The sequence below is a fragment of the Sinimarinibacterium flocculans genome, assembly GCF_003201205.1.
GTDB lineage: Bacteria > Pseudomonadota > Gammaproteobacteria > Nevskiales > Nevskiaceae > Solimonas > Solimonas flocculans.
Genome location: NZ_QICN01000005.1, coordinates 67,089 through 89,971 on the forward strand (window position 1 = coordinate 67,089; position 22,883 = coordinate 89,971).

The 22,883-nt window shown below is 64.7% G+C and carries 21 protein-coding genes; 13 read left to right on the plus strand and 8 right to left on the minus strand.

Translation table 11 applies throughout. From position 1 onward, the window contains the following. Positions 1-165: 165 nt before the first annotated feature. The 5 genes from C8D93_RS10680 (at position 166) to C8D93_RS10700 (ending at position 7,497) form a co-directional block, all read left to right on the plus strand. A complete protein-coding gene (locus C8D93_RS10680) occupies positions 166-2,982 on the plus strand; it encodes a hypothetical protein (protein ID WP_110265188.1) in 2,817 nt (938 codons plus the stop codon). Between the two features lie 127 nt (positions 2,983-3,109). Further along, a complete protein-coding gene (locus C8D93_RS10685) occupies positions 3,110-5,542 on the plus strand; it encodes a DUF1592 domain-containing protein (protein ID WP_170123989.1) in 2,433 nt (810 codons plus the stop codon). Then, the gene (locus C8D93_RS10690; protein ID WP_110265190.1) at positions 5,539-6,855 is read left to right on the plus strand and encodes a DUF1552 domain-containing protein; all 1,317 of its coding nucleotides are present in this window, start codon (positions 5,539-5,541) and stop codon (positions 6,853-6,855) included. Before C8D93_RS10685 ends, C8D93_RS10690 begins: the two co-directional genes overlap by 4 nt. Before the next feature lie 125 nt (positions 6,856-6,980). Next, positions 6,981-7,223, plus strand: coding sequence for a CopG family ribbon-helix-helix protein (locus C8D93_RS10695; RefSeq protein ID WP_110265191.1), 243 nt, complete (start codon positions 6,981-6,983; stop codon positions 7,221-7,223). After that, a complete protein-coding gene (locus tag C8D93_RS10700) occupies positions 7,213-7,497 on the plus strand; it encodes a type II toxin-antitoxin system RelE/ParE family toxin (RefSeq protein WP_110265192.1) in 285 nt (94 codons plus the stop codon). The genes C8D93_RS10695 and C8D93_RS10700 overlap by 11 nt, the downstream gene beginning before the upstream one ends. A 63-nt stretch (positions 7,498-7,560) precedes the next feature. On the opposite strand, the gene C8D93_RS10705 is transcribed toward C8D93_RS10700, so the two are convergent. Then, the gene (locus C8D93_RS10705) at positions 7,561-7,800 is read right to left on the minus strand and encodes a hypothetical protein (RefSeq protein WP_146216568.1); all 240 of its coding nucleotides are present in this window, start codon (positions 7,798-7,800) and stop codon (positions 7,561-7,563) included. Between the two features lie 4 nt (positions 7,801-7,804). Next, entirely contained in the window at positions 7,805-8,605 is an 801-nt protein-coding gene (locus C8D93_RS10710) for a crotonase/enoyl-CoA hydratase family protein (protein ID WP_110265194.1), read from the minus strand. Positions 8,606-8,764: 159 nt separating this feature from the next. On the opposite strand from C8D93_RS10710, the gene C8D93_RS10715 reads away from it, so the two are divergent. The 8 genes from C8D93_RS10715 (at position 8,765) to C8D93_RS10750 (ending at position 17,595) form a co-directional block, all read left to right on the plus strand. Next, positions 8,765-8,962: a type II toxin-antitoxin system VapB family antitoxin gene (locus C8D93_RS10715; RefSeq protein ID WP_110265195.1), complete on the plus strand. Its 198-nt coding sequence runs from the start codon at positions 8,765-8,767 to the stop codon at positions 8,960-8,962. Beyond that, positions 8,959-9,324, plus strand: a complete 366-nt coding sequence (locus tag C8D93_RS10720) for a type II toxin-antitoxin system VapC family toxin (RefSeq protein WP_110265196.1) — start codon at positions 8,959-8,961, stop codon at positions 9,322-9,324. The genes C8D93_RS10715 and C8D93_RS10720 overlap by 4 nt, the downstream gene beginning before the upstream one ends. 8 nt (positions 9,325-9,332) lie before the next feature. Continuing rightward, on the plus strand, positions 9,333-10,655 hold the full coding sequence (locus C8D93_RS10725; protein ID WP_110265197.1) for a nucleotide sugar dehydrogenase: 1,323 nt from the start codon (positions 9,333-9,335) through the stop codon (positions 10,653-10,655). A gap of 273 nt (positions 10,656-10,928) precedes the next feature. Then, a complete protein-coding gene (locus tag C8D93_RS10730) occupies positions 10,929-11,357 on the plus strand; it encodes a pilin (RefSeq protein WP_110265344.1) in 429 nt (142 codons plus the stop codon). A 75-nt stretch (positions 11,358-11,432) separates the two neighbouring features. Then, positions 11,433-13,400 carry a hypothetical protein gene (locus tag C8D93_RS10735; RefSeq protein WP_110265198.1) on the plus strand — a complete coding sequence of 656 codons (1,968 nt, stop codon included), beginning with the start codon at positions 11,433-11,435 and terminating at the stop codon, positions 13,398-13,400. After that, positions 13,401-15,317 (plus strand): hypothetical protein, encoded by a 1,917-nt coding sequence (locus C8D93_RS10740; protein WP_146216569.1) that lies wholly within the window; start codon positions 13,401-13,403, stop codon positions 15,315-15,317. It abuts the gene before it with no gap. A 145-nt stretch (positions 15,318-15,462) separates the two neighbouring features. Further along, positions 15,463-16,623, plus strand: coding sequence for a DegT/DnrJ/EryC1/StrS family aminotransferase (locus C8D93_RS10745; protein WP_110265200.1), 1,161 nt, complete (start codon positions 15,463-15,465; stop codon positions 16,621-16,623). A 15-nt stretch (positions 16,624-16,638) separates the two neighbouring features. After that, positions 16,639-17,595 carry a lysylphosphatidylglycerol synthase domain-containing protein gene (locus C8D93_RS10750; RefSeq protein WP_170123990.1) on the plus strand — a complete coding sequence of 319 codons (957 nt, stop codon included), beginning with the start codon at positions 16,639-16,641 and terminating at the stop codon, positions 17,593-17,595. On the opposite strand, the gene C8D93_RS21360 is transcribed toward C8D93_RS10750, so the two are convergent. From C8D93_RS21360 to C8D93_RS10780, 6 genes are read right to left on the minus strand one after another with little or no spacing between them, the layout of a single operon-like run. Beyond that, positions 17,587-18,315, minus strand: coding sequence for a formyltransferase family protein (locus C8D93_RS21360; RefSeq protein ID WP_110265202.1), 729 nt, complete (start codon positions 18,313-18,315; stop codon positions 17,587-17,589). The two genes, C8D93_RS10750 and C8D93_RS21360, sit on opposite strands and share 9 nt — an antisense overlap. Positions 18,316-18,360: 45 nt before the next feature. After that, the gene (locus C8D93_RS10760) at positions 18,361-19,218 is read right to left on the minus strand and encodes a GNAT family N-acetyltransferase (protein WP_170123991.1); all 858 of its coding nucleotides are present in this window, start codon (positions 19,216-19,218) and stop codon (positions 18,361-18,363) included. Further along, positions 19,218-20,018, minus strand: a complete 801-nt coding sequence (locus C8D93_RS10765) for a class I SAM-dependent methyltransferase (RefSeq protein WP_110265204.1) — start codon at positions 20,016-20,018, stop codon at positions 19,218-19,220. The genes C8D93_RS10760 and C8D93_RS10765 overlap by 1 nt, the downstream gene beginning before the upstream one ends. Then, positions 20,011-21,168: a glycosyltransferase gene (locus C8D93_RS10770; RefSeq protein WP_170123992.1), complete on the minus strand. Its 1,158-nt coding sequence runs from the start codon at positions 21,166-21,168 to the stop codon at positions 20,011-20,013. Before C8D93_RS10770 ends, C8D93_RS10765 begins: the two co-directional genes overlap by 8 nt. Next, on the minus strand, positions 21,165-21,887 hold the full coding sequence (locus tag C8D93_RS10775) for a class I SAM-dependent methyltransferase (protein ID WP_110265206.1): 723 nt from the start codon (positions 21,885-21,887) through the stop codon (positions 21,165-21,167). The genes C8D93_RS10770 and C8D93_RS10775 overlap by 4 nt, the downstream gene beginning before the upstream one ends. Before the next feature lie 3 nt (positions 21,888-21,890). Further along, positions 21,891-22,751, minus strand: a complete 861-nt coding sequence (locus C8D93_RS10780; protein WP_110265207.1) for a glycosyltransferase family 2 protein — start codon at positions 22,749-22,751, stop codon at positions 21,891-21,893. Between the last annotated feature and the right edge of the window lie 132 nt (positions 22,752-22,883).

Below are 22,883 nucleotides of genomic sequence, written 5' to 3' on the forward strand. Positions count from 1 at the left end.
CAAGCGGTGAGGATGTCGGGTCGCGCCCGACGGCCGAGCCTCGGGCCGGTCCGGGTGATTGGCGGGAATTCACAATCCGCGATCGTCACGAGCCTGTAATCTTCCGGCCGCAGCGCGCCTCGTCGCGCGCACCACAACAACGCTTCGAGACCATCGGAGGAGAGCATGGCGGCCCCGCATCACGGCCTGCGCCTGCGGCGCGGATGGGTATTGGCATCGGCACTGTTGCTGGCGGCCTGCGGATCGAGCAGCACGCCCATCGGCGAACCGCCGCCGCGCAACGACTCCCTGGACGATCTGCTCGGCGACGCCGTGGCGCAGACGCGCGCACGCGGCTGCGACTTCCTCGAATCCGCCTACTGCCTGTTTCCCTGGCCCAACGACTTCTTCACCGTCGCCGACGCAAGCACCGACACCGGACGACGTGTCGACCTGCCGCTCGCCGCGATGCCGCGCAATCTCGCCGGTTTGCCGCTGCGGCCGGACGAATGGAACCGCAACGACGGCTTCTCTCCCGGTCAGCTGATGGTCACCTACGTGCCCGGACTCGACCCGGCCGTCAGCGGCATCGGCAACGTCACCGACATCAAGGCCTCGCTGGCCGACGACGCGCCGATCCTGGTCATCGATGCCGATACCGGCGAGCGCCACCCGATCTGGGTGGAGATCGACGCCAGCGAAACCGCGCAGACCCTGTGCGATCTGCCGTCGAGCGTCTTCGGCACGGCCGGACTGGTCGCCGGCGAACTCGGTGTCGACGACGCGCTCGCGAATCTCGATGCGGTGATCGCCGGGCTCGGCGACGGCTGCACGCTGACGCTGCAGCCGATCCTCGCTGCGCTGGGCGAGACCCTGCACGACACGCTGGCGCCGAACAACGCCCTGAAGATCGATCCCCCGGCCCTGCTGATGCGGCCGGCGCAAAACTTCCGCGATGGCCATCGCTACATCGTCGCCTTGCGCGGGCTGAAGACCGCCGATGGCGAGCGCATCGAGGCGCCGGCCGCGTTCCGCGTCTTCCGCGACAACCACGTCAGCGCGATCGACGAGGTCAACGCGCGCCGCGCGCACATGGAAGACCTGTTCGCGCGCCTGCAGCAGCACGGCGTCGCCCGCGACGAGCTGTACATGGCCTGGGACTTCACCGTCGCCAGCACCCGCAACCTCGCCGGCCGCGTGCTGCACATGCGCGACACCGCGCTGGCGCAACTCGGCGACGCCGCGCCGGCATTCGAGATCACCGAGGTCGTCGACTTCGCCGAGGGCGAGTCGATCCGCCGCGTCTACGGCCGCTACACCGTCCCCAACTTCCTGACGATACCCGACGGCATCTGCGACAACCTGCTGCCCCCGGTCAGTGAACTGGTGGACTACTGCGCACAGCTCGAATCCCTGGGCGAGCTGCTCGGCGGCAATGACCTGCCGCTGCTCGGCGATCTGCTGGGCACCGCCGCCGACGCCACCGGGCTGCTGATCGAGCTCGGTCAGCTGCCGCTGTCGCGCCTCTACTACGCAGACGGCGGCAGCGGCGCCAACGAGCTGCCGACGGTCAATCCGCTGCAGCCGACGCAGTCCTTCGATTTCCAGTGCGAGATTCCGCGCACGGCGGTCGGCAGCTTCGACGACGCGGACACCTGGCTGCGCCCCGCGACGCCGACGCTCTACGGTCACGGCCTGCTCGGCAGCAAGGGCGAGGTCGGCGGCGGCAGCACGCGGCGCCTGCGTGACCAGAACTTCATGCACTGCGCGATCGACTGGGTGGGCATGGCCTCGCGCGATGTGCCGAGCGTGCTCACCTTCCTGCTCGACATGAGCTTCTTCCCGACGCTGCCGGACCGCGCCCAGCAGGGCATGGTCAACTGGCACGTGCTCACGCGCCTGATCAAGCACCCGGACGGACTGGCATCCGACCCTGCGTTCCAGACGGCCGACGGACGACCGGTGTTCGATGCGACCGAGGTCGTCTACGACGGCAACAGCCAGGGCGGCATCATGGGCGGCGTGGTCGTGGCGACCAGCACCGAGATCACCCGCGGCTCGCTCGGCGTGCCCGGCGCGAACTACTCGACGCTGCTGCGCCGCAGTGTCGACTTCGATGCCTACGGAGCCCTGCTCTACGCCTCCTACCCCAACTCCTTCGACCAGAGCTTCATCCTGTCCTTCATCCAGATGCTCTGGGATCGCGGCGAGACCAACGGCTACGTGAATCACCTGCGACGTCCCGACGCGTTCATCGCACTGGGGCACCCGACGCCGAACCACGAGGCGATCCTGAACGTCGCCTTCGGCGATCACCAGGTGGCCGACGTCACCCCCGAGGTCATGAGCCGCAGCTTCGATGGCGCCGTGCACCTGCCGGGCACCGAACCGGGCCGCCACACCAGCGTCAATCCCTTCGCGCTGATCCGCCCGGCAGTCGACGGCGAAAGCGGAACGGTGATGGTCATCTGGGACATCGGCCCGCTGAACCCGGACAACGAGGACAACCCGGGGACCGGTCAGCCTCCCGCCACCAACGTGCCGCCGCGAGAGGGGCGCGACCCGCACTCCGATCCGCGCGCCGAAGTCGCCGGCGGCATCCAGCGCGAAGCCTTCCTGCGCAAGAACCGCTATCTCAACGTCTGCGGCGATCGTCCGTGCTTCGCGCGCGGCTACGTGCCGGCGGACGTCGCCAGCGGCGCGCGCGGCAATCTCGCGCCATTCGTCAACGCCCTGCAGGACGCGCAGGCCCCTCCGGGCGGCCGCGTCGCGCTCACAGCCATTGCCGCGGACCCCGACCGCGACGAACTCGCCTTCCTCTGGGAGGCGATCGACGGCGGCGACTGCATCGCCGGCATCGACGACGCGCAGGCAGCCCGTACCGAGCTGACGCTGACCGACACCTGCGCGAACCGGGATGTCGTACTGCGCGTCACCGTCAGCGACGGACGCGGCGGCAGCGCCCGCGAGACCACACGGGTCACGGTGCGCAGCAGCGACTGACCGCCGGCTGTCGTCGTTCGCGCACCACCGGTGCGACCGTCGCGGGGGCGCGCTTGAGTTGCGCCCCCGCGCGGTGACATGCTCGCGGCCTCGTCAGGGCCATCAGGGGCGGCACCGCGGTTCGCACATGAGCGTGATCACGACGCGCGGTCGAGGACCGCGAGCGCACGGCTGCCGTGCGGGACTGCTCGGTCTGGTGCTGGCGACGATCGCCGGCTGCAGCGGCGACTACAGCGGCAACGGCAATCCGCCGGACGGCGTGCCGACGCCGCTGCCCACGACCTCGCCGGTGCCGACCGCCACGCCGACGCCCGGCGGCGACGATCTGGGGGCGACGCTGCAGCGCGGTGCACAGCGCTACGCGCAGCAGTGCGCAAGTTGTCACGGCGGCAGCGGCCAGGGCGGCGTCGGCCCGGCGCTGACGAACACCACGAGCTGCCCGAGCTGCGCCAGCTTCGACAGCCTGTGGCCGCGCATCCGCGACACCATGCCGATGAGCAATCCCGGCGCCTGCGACGAGTCCTGCGCGCGCGACGTCGCTGCCTACATCCTCAACGGCTTCTCGACGGTTCCGCCCGGCGGCACACCGACGCCGACGCCGTCATCGACACCACCGCCCGGCGCCACGCCGACGCCTGTACCGACGGCGACCCCCACGGCCACACCGCCGCCGCCCAAGGCCACGTGCAGCGCGGAGTTCAAGTACCCCAGCGTCTGGAACACCGGCTTCGTCGGCGAAGTGACGATCCACAACTTCAGCGGCGCACGCATCGACGGCTGGGAAGTGCGCTTCACCTTCCCCAACGACCAGGTCGTCACCAACGACTGGAACACCGTTCTCGCGCAGTCCGGCGCGGCGGTGACCGCGCTGCCGGAGAGCTACAACGCCGGAATCGACGACGGCGCCAGCGTCACCTTCGGCTTCCAGGGCACGCACGGCGGCACCGCTGACGTGCCCACCGACCTGCGACTCGAGGCCGCGGGCTGCGTCGTCGAGACGCCGCCCCCGGGCAACGGCGGCGGCGATCCGGTGGCCTGCGCCGAGCAGCCGGCGGCGCCGCGGCTGCTGCGTCTGCTCACGCGCCGCGAGTACGCGCAGAGCGTGCGCGACCTGACCGGCCTCGACGGCGACTTCACGGCCAACCTGCCGGTGGAGGCGCTGGTCCAGGGCTACGACAACAACGCGCGCGTCGCCGTCGTCACCGAACGTCATGCCGAGGAGTATCTCGAAGCGGCGAGGACGATCGCCGAGCGTGCCGTCGCCGAACGTCGCGACGCCCTGCTGCCCTGCGCCCCGTCGGAAGCCGACTGTGCGCGCCGTTTCGTCGAGCAGTTCGGCCTGCGCGCCTTCCGGCGCCCGCTGGTCGCCGCCGAGCGCGACGCGCTGGTGGACCTGTTCGACGGTGAGCTGTCGCCCGGCTTCGACGAGGGCATGGTGCTGGCGATCACAGCGATGCTCGGGTCGCCGGCCTTCCTCTACCGCAGCGAGACCGGCACCGACATCGGCGGCGGAAGCTACCGGCTCGACGGTTACGAGACCGCGAGCAGCCTGTCCTACCTGATCTGGGGCAGCGTGCCGGACCAGGCCCTGCTCGACGCGGCCGCGGCCGGGCGGCTGGGCGATGCGGACGAACGCCGGCAGCAGGCGCAGCGGATGCTGGCCGACCCGCGCGCACGCACGCAGTTCGCCGACTTCGCGACGCAGTGGCTCGGCACCGGCTACCTGCTCGGCAGCTTCAAGGACCCCGAGATCTTCCCGCGTCTGACCGACGACGTGCGCCGCGCGATGGCCGAGGAGCTGTCGCGCTTCGTCAACCATGTGGCCTTCGACTCGACCGACGGCACGCTGACCGAGCTGTACACCGCGGACTACGTGTTCGTGAACGGGCCGCTGCGCGACTACTACGGCCTGCCCGGCGCAGCAACCGATGCCGCTTTCGTGCAGCAGCCCGCCGGCACGCAGCGCGGCGGCCTGATCGGCCTGGGCGCGGTGCTGGCGGCACACGCGCACTCGAACGAGTCCTCGCCGATCAAGCGCGGCGTGTTCGTGCGCGAACGCCTGCTGTGCCAGGACCTGCCCGATCCGCCGCCGGACGTGGACACGACGCCGCCCGGCCTCGATCCGAACCTGACCACGCGCGAACGCTTCGCCCGCCATACCGCCGACCCGGGCTGTTCCGCCTGTCATCGTTACATCGACGGCACCGGCTTCGGGCTCGAACGCTATGACGGCGCCGGCGGCTACCGCAGCACCGAGAACGGCCAGCCGGTGGACGACAGCGGCGAGCTGTACGCCCGCGAGGGCCTCAGCACCGAGACGCGCGACCCCTTCCGCGGCCCGCGCGAACTCGCGCAGATCCTCGCCGGCACCACCGCGGCGCAGCAGTGCGCGGTCACGCAGTACTACCGCTACAGCCACGGCTACGTCGAAACCGACGCCGACCGCTGCCAGCTTGAGGAACTGCAGGCGCGGTTTGCCGACAGCGGCTACAAGCTGGAGGCGCTGATCACCGACTGGGTCGGCAGCGACGAATTCATCCTGCGCCGGGGCACGCCATGATCCGCCACGACCGCCGCCGCCTGCTGCGCGGCCTCGTCCACGGCAGCCTGGCCGGCCTGCCGCTGGCGCAGTTGCTCGTACGCAGCGCGCACGCGCAGACCGCCGCGGCCAGCCCGGCGCGGATGCTGTTCGTCTACATTCCGGACGGCTGTTCGCCCGAGCACTGGCATCCCAGCGGCTCGACCACCGGCTTTACCCTGCCGGAGATGACCCAGCCGCTCGCCGCGCACCGCAACGACCTGGTGTTCCTGCGCGGCCTCAACATGTATGCCGGCGGCTCGACGCACGAGGGCGGCATCCGCAAGGTGCTCACGGCGACCAACGACGTCTCGCTCGACGTCTTCGTCGGACAGTACTACCGCGAGCAGAGCGCGCACGCCTCGATCCACCTCGGTATCGCCTCCACGCACGAGAACGGTGCCGGCTACGTCTCCTATCTCGGCAGCGAGCAGCCGATCGTCCCGGAGGACAACCCGCTGCGCGCCTTCGAGCGGCTGTTCGGCGCCCCCGGCAGCCCCAGCGACCCCGAGGCGCGCCGGCAGCTTTCGGTGCTCGATGCCGCGCAGGCCGATCTCGGCCGGCTGCAATCGCGGCTCGGGCAGACCGAGCGCGACAAGCTCGACCGCCACACCGAATCCCTGCGCGCGCTGGAGAACCGGATTCTCGCCGCCGATCCCGGCTCGGGCGGTGTCTGCGGCAACCCGGACTGGAACAGCCAGGGCTGGTCGGTGCCGGCGGGCTACAACAGCTACCCGGCGTACTGGAACCGCGACGACCAGTTCGACAGCATGGCGCGTCTGCAGATGGATCTCGCCGTGCTCGCCCTGCAATGCGGGCTGTCGCGCAGCATCACCCTGCAGTTCTCGCATGCGGTGAGTCCCACCAGCCTGCCGCAGATCGGCACCTCGCAGCGCCACCACGACAGCTCGCACTTCGACGCCAACAGCGCCGCGTCGGTCCAGACCTTCGTCACCTGGAAGCGCTGGTACTGCGAGCAGTTCGCCTACCTGCTGCAGTCGATGAAGAACGCGCCCGGCAGCCAGGGCAGCCTGCTCGACGAGACGCTGGTGCTGCTGTGCTCGGAACTGGGCCACTCCGCCCGGCACGATCACCGCGACATGCCCTTCGTGCTCGCCGGCCGCGGCGGCGGCCTGCAGCCCGGGCGCTTCCTCGACTACCGCACCGCCAACGGCGGCGACGGCGACACCCACGCCAAGCTGCTGGTATCGCTGGGCAATGCCGCCGGCATTCCGATCGACCGCTTTGGCTATACCGGCCACGGCACCGGGCCGCTGTCCGGCCTGTTCATGTAGGCCAAGCTAGATCAGGGTTTCCCAGCCGCGCGACAGGCCGCGGCCACTTCACGTCGCTCCGGGCCAGTCTATGAAGGCGATTGTGATAGCCTGTGTACATTGCCTCACATCCATGGTCCGCACGCATGTCCACAACGATGACCATCCGCCTCGAAGACGACACCAAGGACCGTCTGGACAAGCTCGCCGAGGCGACACAACGCAGCCGATCCTTTCTCGCTGCCGAAGCGATTCGCGAGTACGTCGAGCTGAACGAATGGCAGGTCAGCGAAATCCGGACGGCGATCGGGGAAGCGGACCGCGGGGCATTTGCTGCCGACGACGAGGTGAAGCGCTTCTTCGCAGACTGGCGTCGTCGTGCAGGTTAGATGGCTCAGCCGGGCGCTGCGCAACCTTGGGGAGGAAGCGGACTACATCGCACAGGATGATCCGGCCGCCGCCGCCCGAATGGTCGCTCTTATTGAGGATGCCGTGGCCCTGCTGGCGGACCACCCCGGACTGGGGCGCCCCGGCAGGGTGCCCGGAACGCGGGAACTCGTCGTACCGGGCACGCCCTACCTCGTGCCGTACCGGGTTCGAGGCCAACACGTCGACATTCTGCGGGTCTTTCACGGCCGGCGACGTTGGCCGTCACAGCTCTGATCACGGCCGTTCGCCACCTGTAAACGGCCAACGCCAGCGTCCAGACGGCCAGACTCCTCCGGCTCAGTAGAACAGCGCAGCGTAGATCACGAACAGCCACGACAGCAGGCCGTGCACGATCGCCCAGCCGATCGACTCGTTGTGCACGTAGCTCACCGCAATCGCCAGCGAGGAGCCGAAGCCGATCGCGCGGATCGCGGGCACACGGATGAACTGCACGCGCGTCTGCCAGCCGGCGCCGGCACTGCGGCCGCCGGGGATGTATTCGCCGCTACGCGGCCCGTCGTCGGGATACATGCTCACTGATTCACCTCACCGAGCGCGCCGCGAACCGGGGTGCGCGCTTCTCCATGTTGGCCCTGACCGCTTCCTTGTGATTGGCGCCGAGCAGCAGCTTGAGCTGCAGCGCGCTTTCGACACGGAAGGCGCGCCGCTCCGGCACCGTCCAGCTGCTGTGGAACAGGCGCTTGGACAGCGCTACCGCGTCGGGCGAGCGCGTGGCGATCTCGGCCGCCAGCGCGCGCGCCGCCGCCAGCGGATCGTCGCTCACCTCGGTGACCAGGCCGAGCGCCTTCGCCCGCGTCCCGCTGAAGCGCTCGCCGGTCATCGTCAGCCGCATCGCCTGATCCATGGGCAGCAACTCGCGCAGGGTCACGCTGCCGCTCATGTCCGGGATCAGGCCCCACTTGGCCTCCATGATCGACAGGTCCGCATCCGGCGCGGCGAAGCGGAAGTCCGCACCGAGCGCGATCTGCATGCCGCCGCCGTAGCACACGCCGTGCACCACCGCGATCACCGGCACCGGCAGCCGCCGCCAGCAATAGCCGGCCTCCTGGTAGAGATTGGTCTTCTTAACGCCCCATTTCATGAAACTGCGCAGCATGCGCCCGCGCTGCCGCCCCCAGGACTTGAAATCCAGCCCGGCACAGAAGCCGCGCCCCTCGCCGCGCAGGATCACCGCCCGCACCGAGCGGTCCCGCCCCAGCGCACGTGCCGCGCCGACAAGCCCGGTGAACATCTCGTAGTCGAGGCCGTTGATCGCATCCGGGCGGTTCATCACCACCTCGGCAATGCCGTCGTGCCGGTCGATGCGCACGCGCTCGTTCATGGAGAGGTCCCTTTGAAGTTGATGCCGTGCATTCTCGCCGAGTGCGCGGGCAGCGTCATGCCGCCTCGGATCAAGGGCATGCCACACGCATCAATCTGATGCATCACTTGGCGCATCACTCGGTGCTAGTATCCGTGCCGATACCATGAGACTACCCCCATGCGCACAACCTTGGCCCTTGACGACGACTTGCTTGCGAAAGCGCAGTCCTTCACTGGCTTGCAGGAAAAGTCGGCACTGGTTCGGGAAGCGCTCAAGGCGCTGATCGAACGCGAAAGTGCCCGCCGTCTCGCACGCCTGGGCGGCACCGAGCCTGGCCTGACCCCGACTCCGAGGCGGCGTCAGCCTGCGCCGTGATCCTTGTCGATACCTCGATCTGGATCGACCATTTACGCAGGGGAGATGCCCTGCTGGAAATGCGCCTGATCGCTGCCTTGGTGCTATGCCATCCCTTTGTCGTCGGGGAGTTGGCCTTGGGCAATCTACGACAACGCAAGCAGGTATTGTCCGCACTCAGCAACCTGCCCCAGGCGAACATCGCCACCGAAGACGAGGTCCTGGGCCTGATCGACCGACAAGGCCTCCATGGCCGCGGCCTGGGGCTGGTTGATGTGCATCTCCTTGCAGCGGCGCGGCTGACCCCGGGCTGCACGCTTTGGACACGCGACCGACGCCTCGCCGGGGCTGCCGAGGCGATGGGACTATCAACCGATCGCTGAGAGTATCCATGTCCATCGCACCCACCTCCGCCCAACAACTGGCCTGCAAGTTCGATGATCGCAGCGCCACCATCGGCGTCATCGGCTTGGGCTATGTCGGCCTGCCGCTGGCGCTGCAGTTCGAGTCCAGTGGCCTGAATGTCATGGGCTTTGACATTGACCCCGCCAAGATCGACAAGCTGCGGGCCGGTCAGAGCTACATCAACTACCTGCCGCACGACGACATTGCCACTGCCGTCGCCCGCCGCCTGCAAGTCACGGCCGACTTCGGGCGGCTGAGCGAGCCCGACGCGCTGATCATCTGCGTGCCCACACCGCTCGATCATCATCGCGAACCCGACCTGAGTTACGTGCTCAACACTACGCGCGAAATCGCGCGCGGCCTGCGCCCCGGGCAACTCGTGTCACTGGAAAGCACCACCTATCCGGGCACCACTGACGAGGAACTCAGACCCCTGCTCGAACAAGGGGGGCTCAAGGTCGGACAGGACGTCTTCCTCGTCTTCTCCCCCGAGAGACAGGATCCCGGCAACACGCGCTTCGGTCCGCATAACATCCCCAAGATTGTCGGTGGATGCACCCCGGCATGCCTTGAACTCGGGCGGAAGCTCTACGGCATTGCGGTCAGTCAAGTCGTGCCGGTCAGCTCAACCAAGGTCGCGGAGCTGGCCAAGCTCCTCGAGAACATCCACCGCGCCGTCAACATTGGCCTGGTCAACGAACTCAAGATGGTTGCCGACCGCATGGGCATCGACATCTTCGAAGTCATCGATGCCGCCGCCACCAAGCCCTTCGGCTTCGTGCCCTACTACCCCGGCCCCGGCCTGGGCGGCCACTGCATTCCCATCGATCCGTTCTACCTGACCTGGAAGGCGCGCGAGTACGGCGTACACACCCGCTTCATCGAACTGGCCGGCGAGATCAACAGCGGCATGCCGCATTGGGTGCTGCACAAGATCGCCGAAGCGCTCAACAACGCCGGCAAGGCCATCCGCGGCGCGCGCGTGCTGATCATCGGCATCGCCTACAAGAAGGACGTGGATGATCTGCGCGAGTCACCGGCGCTGGAGCTGCTCGACCTGCTCGAAGACCGCGGTGCCGTCGTGGACTATCACGATCCACATATCCCGTTCATTCCCCCCATCCGACGCGGTCGTTACGACCACCACAGCGTGCCACTGACCGCCAACGGGATCGCGAGCTATGACCTAGTGCTCGTTGCGACCAACCACAGGGCGGTTGACTACGCTCTCCTGAAGGCACACGCCAAGGTGATCGTCGATACGCGTGGCCAGTACCGCGACAAGCGACCCAACGTCGTGAGTGCGTGATCGCCGGTGAATCGCACAGGCGGAGTCCATGCAGATCCAGGGTCCATCACGGCAACGCGGTCACGTACTGAGCCGACGACACTGACAAAACATGTCAGTTACCGACCACACCTGCCCACACGGGACAGTAAAAAATACCCAAACCTCTGTGCAAACCCAGCTATCGCCGGCATGTGCGGTGCAGCAAATCCTTGGCACGAGCCATGCTCCACAAAAAACCGCACAGGGAGACGTTCCTGGTGCATCCACCATTCAAACTCTTTGGAGTTCTTCATGAAGAAGCAACAGGGCTTTACGCTGATCGAACTGATGATCGTCGTCGCGATCATCGGCATTCTGGCCGCCATCGCGATTCCGGCCTACCAGGACTACGTGACCCGCTCGAAGGTCACCGAGCTGGTCACCGCCGCCTCTGCGTGCAAAGCCTCGGTCTCCGAGTACGCCCAGACGATGAACGCCCTTCCGGGTGATATCTCCGAGGCCGGCTGCGCGAACAACTCGTCGCAGTACATCACCAGCCTTGGCGTGGGCGCCAACGGCGTGATCACTGTCGCCGGTCGTACGGGCGCAGGCGCGCTGCCGACTGCCGCCGCCGGCAACCTGGTCCTGACCCCGACCTACGACAGCACGACCGGCACGGTGTCGTGGGCATGCGACAATTCGACGATCGCGGAGAAGTATCTCCCGGCGAACTGCCGCTAACGCTTTCGCGTAGCTGAAGTAGTCAGGCCGCCCCGCATTGCGGGGCGGCTTTTTGTTGTGTAGCAACCAAGCCACATGACCGCAACGAAGGCCGGGCCGATGGCGAACCATCTTGCCGACAACAAGCGCCAAACCCTCGCCACCTCGCTTCAGTTGACCGGTGTCGGGGCACTGGCCGCCGGCTGGCTACTGCTGATTTACTGGCCCGGGCTGGGCGGACCGTTCCTGTTTGACGACGCCTGGAACCTCGAGGGCCTCGCCGCCAGCGGTAGTGGTATAGAACACGTCAGAGACTGGCTCACGTTCGTTCTCAACGGCACCGCCGGCCCCCTCGGACGGCCGATCAGCCTGGCGAGCTTTACGCTCAACAGCTTGGAGTGGCCCGCCGATCCCTGGCCGTTCAAGCTCACCAACTTGTTGATTCACCTCGCGACAAGCGTTCTGATCTACGCACTGTGCGCGAAAATGGTTGCGATATCCGGCCTGAGTCGACCTCGCATCCTCGCTTTCGCCTGTGCACTGCTCTGGGCCACCCACCCGCAGAACGTCTCCACCGTGCTGTATGTTGTACAACGCATGACACAGCTGGGGGCCCTGTTCACCCTGGCCGGACTTCTCTGCTTCGTGCACGGTCGCCAGATTGCAGCTCGCGATCCCCGTTCCGGCTACGCCTGGATATGCGGGGGCATCCTGGGGTTCGGCACGCTCGCCGCGCTGAGCAAGGAAAACGGCGCCTTGCTGCCGCTCTTCGCGCTGGTGCTGGACACGACCGTGCTCAAGGCAGGCGGACTGCCCACGCCACGATGGTGGCGTCACGGCTCACTGCTGCTGCTGCGTCTGCCGCTGTACTTGCTGGTCGGCTACCTCGCCTTCACGTCATCGAGCTGGCTCGAGGGGTACCTGGCGCGCGACTTCTCATTGTCGGAGCGCCTCGCATCTCAGGGCCCAGTCCTGTTCGAGTATGTCAAGCAAACCTATCTGCCCAGCCTGACGAGCGCCGGGATATTCACCGAAGTTCAGCCGCAGCAGTATCCGGTGTGGCGAGTCTTCTGGAGTTGGCTGGCAGTCGCCCTCCTGATCATCGCCGCGCTCCGCGTTCGACGACGGGCGCCTCTTCTCGCCTGCGGAGTTCTATGGTTCGTTGCCGGACACGCTCTGGAGTCGAGCGTGCTCCCGCTCGAGCTCTATTTTGACCACCGCAATTATCTGCCCAGCGTCGGCCTCATCTGGATCGTCCCGGTCACCTTGGCCGCTGCTCTGTCATGGAAGCCCCTGCTTTCAGTCCTGGCCGCGATCGCGCTGCTTCTGAGTGGACTGACCGCCGCACAGAGCCGCGTGTGGGGTGACGAAACCGTGGCAGCGACCGTGTGGCCGATGGAGAAGCCCGACTCTCTTCGGGCACTCCAGTTCGCCATTGGCGTCTGGCAGGGTCAGGGTCAGTTCATGCAGTCCAAAGCCATCACGGGACGATACCTCGAAGCGCACCCGAATGATCCAACGGCGCTGCTGCATCTTCTGGAGCTGCAGTGTCAGCTGGATCAACCTACGGGCGACACTACGCAGCGGCTGCGTCGTCAATTGGCATCCGGACCGTTCAGAAACGGCATGCAGGCCTCACTGCGCACCGTCGTGGTCCTTCGTCGCGCGGGCCGTTGCACCGATCTCGGCTGGAGCACGGTACGGACCCTGGTGGATGCACTTGGACGTAACCCGAAGCTACGAGCTCGCCCTGTCGCAGCGGCAGAGCTGGCCATGGTCACCGCCGAGATCAGCCTCGCAGAGAACAATGTAGCCGGCGCCATCCAAGCTGCCGAGACCGCGCAGACCCTCTCCCCGAGAATCAACGGTGCATACTGGCAAGCTCTATGGTCGCTGGATGCAGGCGATCTCGCTGCAGCAAAGCGCTACGCATCGGATGCGAAGCTGCGGGCGTACGGGCGTTTTTCCCTTATCAACAACCCTCCTGAAGCCTATCTGGACGCGCTGGACATCGCGATTGCGGACGCGACGAAATGGCGGCCCGAGCAAGAAGCGGAGCACTGATTGACGATGACTGCCCTGCACAGCGTTTCATCAAGACTCCTGTTGTTCCTCGCCATTGCCGGAACGATCGCCGTCTATCGCGCGGGACTGTTCGGCGGCTTTCTCTTTGACGACCATCAGAACATCGTCGAGAACGCGGCGCTGCAGTCGGTCGACGGGAGCGTCTTCCAGTGGATCGTTGCGGCGCTTTCATCCAACTCGGGCATGTTGATGCGCCCCATCAGCATGCTTTCCTTCGCGGTCAACTACTACATATCGGGCCTGGACCCGCTATCCTTCAAGGCGACCAACCTCGCAATACATGTCGCGACCGGCCTCGCCATTTATGCACTAGGTATCCAGCTCATCCCCCGACTCCTACGGCAGGTCGCGGCGCCGGCCACAACGCGCGCGATCGCTCTCGTGGCCGCCTCAATCTGGATGCTTCATCCGCTGCATGTCAGCAACGTGCTCTACGTTGTCCAGCGCATGAATCAGCTTTCCACCTTGTTCGCGCTTCTTGGGTTGCTGTGCTATTCCGTTGGCCGCTGGCAGACGCTTCGAACGGGATCGGGCCTGGCGACCTCACTCTGTGGCCTCACTGCCTTCGGCATCCTTTCGCTGTTCAGCAAGGAGAACGGCGCCCTGACATTCGCGTACGCCTTGGTCATCGAGTGTCTTTGCTTTGGATTCTCCGCATCGACACAGGGACAGCAACGCATCCTCAAACTGTTTTTCATATTCACGCTCGCGGTGCCCGGCGCCGCGGCTGCCATATCGCTTGCGGTCGCCCCGGACTGGCTGCTCGGTGGCTACTCGGTACGCGAGTTCACCCTGTACGAGCGCCTGCTGACGCAGCCGAGAATTCTGGCGCACTACCTGCTTTGGATAGCGGTTCCGCTCCCATCCTGGATGGGGATCTACCACGACGACATTGCAACCTCGACCGGCCTGTTCTCGCCACCGGCAACTGCCCTCGCATTGGCGGGACTGGCAGGCGTGGCCACTCTTGTCTGGCGCCTGCGGCACCGCTCCCCGGGGCTGGCCTTCGGTGCCGCATGGTTCCTTGTCGGGCACGCAATGGAATCCACCATTTTGCCGCTGGAGCTAGTCTTCGAGCATCGCAACTACCTGCCCTCGGCGGGGCTCCTGATTGGAGCCACTGCAGCCATCTGGGGCTTCACCGAGCGTATTCCCAACGCCCGCCTGGCGGGCTGCTGTGTGGCGATTGTGGCGCTCGCCGCCGGGACCGCCACACGCGCGCATTCATGGGGTGAACCATATCGTCTTGCGATGACAATGGCCGCACACCACCCAGAGTCAGCGCGCAGCCTGTACGACGCCGGCCGGGCGATCTATTCCAGGCGCACGACATACGATGATCCCGAACGTGCCACAGAGCAGGCGACGCAACTGTTCCAGCATGCGATGCGAATAAACCAGCACTACGTCCATCCGGCTGTCAGCAATGTGCTCATCAATTACAAGACCGATGAAGCCCCGGCGGATGTCGTCACTGACCTCGCACGCCGGCTGCGCGAGTCGCCGATGCTGCACGCCACCTCGGTGCTCCTGCTTATCAATGGAATTACGGACGGCAGAACGCTCGTCTCTCCCGAAGGTGTCCGGGCGATATTTGAAGCGGCGATGGACAACGACACCACAACGACCGCGATGCGTGCAATGCTGCTGAGTGCGTACGGCCGCTATCACTATCTGGTCCTGCGGGATATCCAGAACGCAGTCGCCTTGACCATGGCAGCGGCCGAGCAAGATCCACGGAGCCCCATAGCGCAGCTCAACCTCGCGAAGCTCGCCATAGAGCTGAATGAGATCGGTATCGCCACGGCAGCCGTAAAAAGAGCTTCCGAGCTGGACACAGCCTCGGTTCACCGCGACGAAATCCGCCGTATTCTGGAGCGTGTGGGTGCAGAATAGTCCGGTTGAGTGTGGGCCTTGCCACCGTGCCAATACCAGTTGGCCCCAGGGACCGTCAAAGAAGCTCACCCCCAGCACGCGCACCACACAAAACCGCAACCGCCTACTGAGACCGGCCAAGCTCTAGCCACCGCCATTCGGCAGCATCGTGACTGACAAACCATTTCTTGTTTTCGGGGCGCCAGACATCGGGGAGGAAGAAGTCTCCGAAGTCGTCCAATGTCTTCAGTCTGGCTGGCTCGGTACCGGCCCCCGGGTCGCGCAGTTCGAGCAAGACTTCGCCAGTTACAAGGGAGTCGGTACGACTCACGTCGCGGCAGTCAACTCGTGTACGGCTGCACTTCACGTCAGCATGGTTGCTGCGGGCATTGAACCCGGCGCGGAAGTGATTACCACACCACTGACGTTCTGCGCGACGATCAACGCGATCATCCATGCGGGGCTCACGCCTGTGCTGGCGGATGTCGACCCCGCCACGCAATGCATCAGCCCGGAGGCCATCGAGGCAGCGATCACACCCAGAACGCAGGCAATCCTTCCGGTCCACTTTGCTGGCAGGCCATGCGAGATGGACCGGATCATGTCCATTGCCGCCAAGCACAAATTCGTCGTCATCGAAGACTGCGCGCACGCCATTGAAACGACATACAAGGGCCGCCAAGCCGGGACCTTTGGTGACTTCGGCTGCTTCAGCTTCTACGTCACGAAGAACGTCGTGACTGGCGAGGGGGGAATGATCCTCGCTCGCAGCGAAGCACATATTGCACGCGCCAAGGTCCTGGCTCTTCACGGGATGAGCAAGGACGCATGGCATCGATTCGGCGACAAGGGATACAAGCACTATCAGGTTGTCGAGTGCGGATTCAAATACAACATGATGGATCTGCAGGCTGCCATTGGCATCCATCAGCTTTCCCGTGTCGAGAGCAACTGGCTACGGAGACACGACATCTGGAATCAATATCAGGCAGCCTTCGCGGACCTGCCCGTCGGCAGACCGGCGGAGCCCAGCTCAGATGGGCGACATGCCCATCATCTATACACCCTCATGGTCAACCGCGAGCGGAGCGGCGTCGGGCGGGATGATTTCCTTGAGCGGATGAACGCCCAGCGAATCGGCACCGGAGTGCATTATCTGTCGGTACCTGAGCACCCCTACTACCAGGAGCGCTTCGGCTGGACACCCGATGAGTGGCCGACCGCCAAGAAAATCGGCCGTGAGACAGTCAGTTTGCCGTTGTCGGCGAAGTTGAAACCCGCGGATGCAGAACGGATCATCGCCGCTGTCAACGGCGCACTTGCCTAAGGTATGCGGCACACCTTGCAGCTGGCATACACGTTCGCCACGGACGCACTGAGATGGCTCCTGCAAAGCAGGGGGGTCCGATCTGTCCTCGGCGTCACGGCAGGCGCGCTGATACTCTGGCTGGCGTGGCGCTATCGCTCTGGGCTTCACGCGCTGATCCTTAATGCCAGCCCTCTGCTTCTGCTTCTGTCGATTGCGCTCGGGATACTGGCCAACTATCTGACAGGGCTACCATTCAGGCTTTTTCTCGCCCAGCATGGAATCAGTATCCGCTTTCGAAGAGCAGGCTGGTTGCAGCTGGCGGCACAAGTCACGAAGTACATTCCTGGAAAAGTCTGGAGCGCCGTCCTGCAGGCTCAGCTTATCGGCACGCATCGTATCGGCGGCACGCTCCTGGCCGGAATGGATGCTTCGATTTTCTTGATGCTCACTCTCTCAGGGCTCGGAGTCGCGCTTTTGCTGGTGCACTTGACCTTTTTCGGAGCCATCCTCTGGCTCGTGACCTGGTTCGCCGGAGTCGCCCTCATCTCGTCCAAGGCACTCTTGGCCAGACTTGCAAATACGTTGTCTGCCACCCGGGCTGGCGAAGCATCCACCCTTGAACCTGCGGCAGGCCCTCGCTCCTCGGCAATGTCGTTCGCGGCGGGCGGTCTTCTACACGCTGTGGTTCACACCGCGTCCATAGTGACGCTCCTCATGGCCACCACCGATTTCGATGCCCAGTCATTGTCAATTGCCGCCGCAAGCGTTCTTCTTGCGTGGGTGATCGGCAACCTCGCAGTTGTCGTTCCGACAGGCCTCGGCGTCAGGGAAGTAACCTTTATCGGACTGAGTCAGGCTCTGGCCCTGCCCGCAGAAATTGAGACGCTGGCGGCGGTATCCATCCTCATTCGACTGGCGCAACTTGTCCAGGACGTCATTACGGCGGGCGTAGTGGTCCCGGCTATCGTTCGCCCGAGAGCTCTAGAGTAGCTCGCACTGGTTCCTCTTGGTCGGAAGAGGCCAGTAGGTTCCTGTTCCCTGCGAACGTGGAACGACATCCCCACGAATGATCGCGGACATCCAATCGCCGAGATGGCTCCTGGCGACTCTGGACAGGCACAACTCGACCAGACCGCGCGAGAACCTGAATCGCGGCTGCGCAAGCGCAGAAAAGAAAACGTCGCCCTCGTCGAACTTCTCAGCAACAGCATGCAAGGTCACGCCAAATACCGTTACTCGCCTGCGCAACATCCAGTAGATCGGGTCGGCACCGCGCCAATCCGGAAGGGGCGCAGGGTGCAAGTTCAGCAGGAGTTTGTGCCGGCCTATCACGTGAGGTGGAAACCGATAAGCGAATGAAGCTGACACGAGGGCAGCGGCTCTCTTTCGATCCGCGAGACGAGCTAGGCCATCCCAGTCGCCAGCCGGGACCTCATGGACCTCAAGCTGCCGCCACTCGCGCCTCGCCAGTATCAGCCAGGACACCCGGAGCGCCGCGTCTGCGATTCGCTCGATGGTGTAGGCAAGGCCATAGTTGGCGATAGTGTCGCGGACAGAACCACGCCTGCCGGCCGCGGCTCTCATCAAGGCGACTTCAGGACGAAAGCCTGCTTGCCTGAGGGCCAGGGCTGCCGATACGGAGAGCATGCCTAGGCGATTGGTGATCACCAGAACGCATTGCCCCTCTGCCGATTCGCGTCCCACAGCCATGCTCTGCTCACGTCAAGAAAATACAGATATCAGTTTGCGGCAGCCTTACCGCGCGTTGGCAAGTAATGCTGCCATCCGTTTTGCGGCCCTGAAGAAACCTGCCCGCAACGGTCGCACATCGATATCGCTGACGACGAACGGCCCAGCAACGGCGCCCCATGCGGATTTGTAGTGCGCCAGGCTCGGCTGATCTGGCGGCGAGGGCAGGAAATCGAAAACCTTCGCCCCATGAGCCTTTGCCATCGAGATCATCTCGTAGAACAGCAAGTCTGATGCGTAATAGCGTCGCGTACTCGCATCGTGCGCACCATGCAGATAACAAGCGCGCAAGCCTTGGTACGCAAAGCTTACAAAACCGCAGACGCGCCCATCTAGGCGGGCAATCAGCGAACTGTTGGCGCCGGCGAGCGCGCGAAAGTAAGGCAAGGTATACCTCTTGCTTCCTCCACGTCTCGATAGCGTCTGAAGATAGAGCGCATACATCTCTGGCGCATCGTGAGCGACAGCCCGCTCGATGGCCAGCGGACTGCGATTCGCACGATTTCTGCTCCGCCGAGCCTTCTCGATCCCTGACACGTCCCAGGCCTGCACATCGGGGATCACATGAGTTCCCAGATCGAGCGCAGTGACATGGCTTTCCGCCTGCACTGAACCGCAGGAATGAAAGCGCAGCATGTCCACGCGGTGATCACGTGCCGCTCGAACGATCGCATTGGTCAAACTACGGGGGTATTGCGTCGCACCGACTGGAAACTCCGGGTACGCAATCCGGAACGGGCCTGCACGGAAGATCGTCACGCGCGACGTCTCGGCGCCCTCAGCGACATCAATCAAGCTGGCGCCGAATCCGGACCTGAGTATCCCGGCCCACTCCTCGGAGTCCAGATTGAGCCACTTGCGCATCATTTGCCACCGAGCGCTCTGGGCTGGTGCTGGCCAGGCTTAGCGTCGCCCCCGCGATCCTCGGCTTTGGCAAGCAGGAAGACGAAGCCAGGCGCAAGCGGACTCAGAAGCTTGTAGACGGAATCGGGCACGGCCTTCGCCAAGAGCGCAAGCCAGCTGTGTCCCCCTGCCCTTAGCCCTGCTGCGGCACGTGCACGAAGTAGATTCGAGGCAGATAGTCCCGCGCAATCGAACCAGTGCATGAGCACCCAGTGGCTGGCGGAATATGCGTCCAAGGCGTCCGCACGCTCCGAGCCCAGCGCGCGCATGAAGCCGTGAGCGGTACGCCTGGGCAACCAGTGCACGAAGGGCCAGTGAACGTGGGGCTCCACGGGCCAAAGCAGGTTGGGGCCTGCGAAGTAGCAGATTCCCGAGGGCTTCAAGACGCGATGAATGTTGCGAATCAACTCTGCGGGATGCGCCACGTGCTCGTAGACCTGATTGCAGATGACCACATCGGCTGTTTCCTCCGGCAGTGGCAGCCGACTCCCGTCGAAGCTGGCCGTGAGAAACGAAAGGTTGGGCCGCTCTTCTGCCAAAGAGTCCCAGGAGTGCCACTGCTCAGGATCGATACCGATGATCTGCTTCACATGCGGAGAGATCGCGCCGGCAATGCCGCCGCTGCCGCACCCGACATCAACCCATACGCCGTCGGCAAGCTGCTTTCCACGCTGGGAGAACAGCGTCTGCAGGATCGCCATCGCCTTGCGATCTCGTCCTTCACTCCCCCAGCGCGGAGTGGCGGCCGCCAAATCATCCATGGCACCCGGCTCCGTGCCGCGAAGCGATGTCTTGCGCCAGTCCGGTCAGATCGAAGGTTCGCGCCATCACCTCCAGTCCGTTGGCGAAACTGGCCGGCGGCTGGCGCAACGCGCTCGAGATGGCAGTCGCATAGGCGTGTGCATCCACCGATTCCGCTACCAGTCCGCACCGTGGCGTCGCGTTGACGAGGCGGGGCAGGTCCCCGACCGGACTAGCGATCACCGGACATCCAAGCTTGATCGCGTCCGAGAACACCACAGGAATGCTCTCAATGCGAGAAGGAATCAGCAGGTAGTCGGCGCACAGAAGAGCGTTTTCGGCGACAGGCTTCTGAACATATCCACGCAGCTCGATACGCCGCCCGGCAGCCAGCAGGCCGGCGACGCCCCGCCTTACGGTCGACTCCATTGGCCCGCCACCGCAGATCTCGACTACTTCGATGTACTGCCAGTCCTCATCGCTCAACAGATTCAGCGCAGCGATCAATAGATCTATTCCCTTGTTCGGGTGCCAGCGCCCGAGGAACAGGAGCCTGTACGGTGCCGCCTTCTTGAGATCCATCATGCGCGCCCGTTCGATGCGGCGCGTACTCGGCAGGAACTCCACCGGACGACCACAGATGGCACGCGTCTCGTCCGCCAACTTGAACCCGTCCGAATAGCAACGACGAGCATCTTGCAGAACCCGACGCAGGTGGGCACGCACAAGGGGGAGCTTTCCCAATGTCCAGATGTCGCTGCCGAGCGTCCACACCGAATACGGGACACCGACCCGCCTCGACACCTGGCGCGCCCAGTGGCCGGATGGCAAGGCCCAAAGCGCCAGCATGTGCGCAGTGCGGCCAGCCTGCACAGCTCGTTCGGTGGCAACCTGTCCGGCGGCCAACACCCGTCCGATGGCGCGAATCTCGGCGGGCCGCCAAGGTCTCAAGGTCGAGAGCGCCTTGTCCGGTGCCGCGAACCGGAAGACTTCTACGTCTCCGGGCCATGCCTCCTCGCAGGTCTCCTCGCCAGGTGCCACAACGCGAACGGGGACATGCTTGGCAAGTTCCTCGGCGAGATCAGAGACAAAAGAACCCGCCGCTTCACTTCCGTCACCGCGGATGGGAAATGACGTCGTGACCAGGACGATGGCGCCCGTGCGCCTCATGACTTTCTCGCGACGGCGACATAGCCGGCAGTGACGGCGGTCCATCCGGGGAGCAGTTTCCCTGCCACCCATGCCGTGACGTTGATGATGGATACTGCCAAAGCGGCAAAGGGAAAGAGCAGCACGCCCAAGCTACGGCGGCGTACGGATTCCGCGGCCATGCCCCCCAACGCCAGGCACACGATCAACCCTGCCGTCTGCACCGCACCGAGGCTAGGCCTGAGTTCGCAGACTCGCATTCCGGCCAACTCGATCTCATGCGCCAGGCCGTGCTCGGTGAACCGCTGAAAATCGTATGGCGCGTCGTGGATGGGATACAAGAAGGGAACGGAGAGAAGCAGCTGCCCACCGGGACGCAGCACTCTTGCAATTTCGTGAAGCGCCTGGCGCGGAGAAGGCAGGTGCTCAATCACTTCGAGGATCACCACTGCATCCACGCTCGCGTCACGCAGGGGAAGAGCTGCCGCGTCTGCAAAAGCGTCGGGGCTTGCCCCGTACATCAGGCTGCCAGTGACGAAGTAGTCGATGCCCGTGTCCTCGCAGCCCGCTGGCAACTTGGCCTCTACCCAGCGGTCGGCGCAGCCTATGTCAAGGATATGACCCGAACCGAGCGTCCGAAGCTTGCCAGTCACGATGCGCCGGTCACTCAGCAACCACTGTGGATGCAGCGGAGTATGCCGGAGCGAGTCAACGAAGCGGCGCAGACGACTGCTTGCCACCCCTCAACCCCGCGACTTGCTGTAAACCAGGGACGTAATCTGCTCTGAGACCAGACCAATAAGAAAGATGATGACGGCTGCGCTGAATAGCAGGGCACTCATGTTCGTGAACCGGTGCACTGTGGAGTATGTATACCCGTAGTAGGCCAACCCCATCACGAAGAACAGAAAGGCGGTTGGCGCGAACAGCTTGAGCGGCGAGTAGAGCGTTGCAATCTTGAATATGATCAGCAAAAAGCGAACGCCATCCTTCAGCGGCCGTACGTGGCTGACAGTGCCAACACGCTGATACACCGGGACCGGCTCGTAAGCCACGCCGTACGCACTGCGGAAGAACGCCATCGTCACGGTGGTCGGATAGGAAAACCCGTTGGGGAGCAGATATAGGAACTCCTTAAACTTGCCAGCCCGTACAGCGCGGAATCCAGACGTCAGGTCCAGCACCCTGTGCCCGGTCATCCAGGATGCCAATCGGTTGTAGAGGCTATTGGCGAGGCCCCGATGGATGCTCGCCTGCCCTTCCCTGCTCCGCGCTCCAACCACCATGTCGTACCCGGCCTCCAGCCGACTCAGTAGTCGCTCAATCAGGTGCGGATCGTGTTGGCCGTCTGCATCCATGAAAACAAGGATGTCTCCGGTTGCCTCCCGGGCTCCACGCTTGATTGCCGCTCCGTTACCCATGGAATACGGTGACGACAGGCATCGCACACCGAGCCGTCGGCAGAGTTCGGGTGTCTGGTCAGTAGAGCCATCGTCGACGACGATGATCTCGGACTTCGGTTGAGCCTCGCGGAGCTTGGGGAGGAGCGCGCCAAGCGCAGCCGCCTCGTTCTTTGCGGGCAGAATGATGCTGACCTTTGACACGGTATGGAAAGCCCCCGATACGAAGTAAGTTGCGCTCCCCAGCGGCAAATCCCCGCACTCACGCTACCACTGTCAAGCGCGCAGATTCTCGCCCACTTCCCTCTTCAGCGCACACGTTGCGCTTGAGCAGAG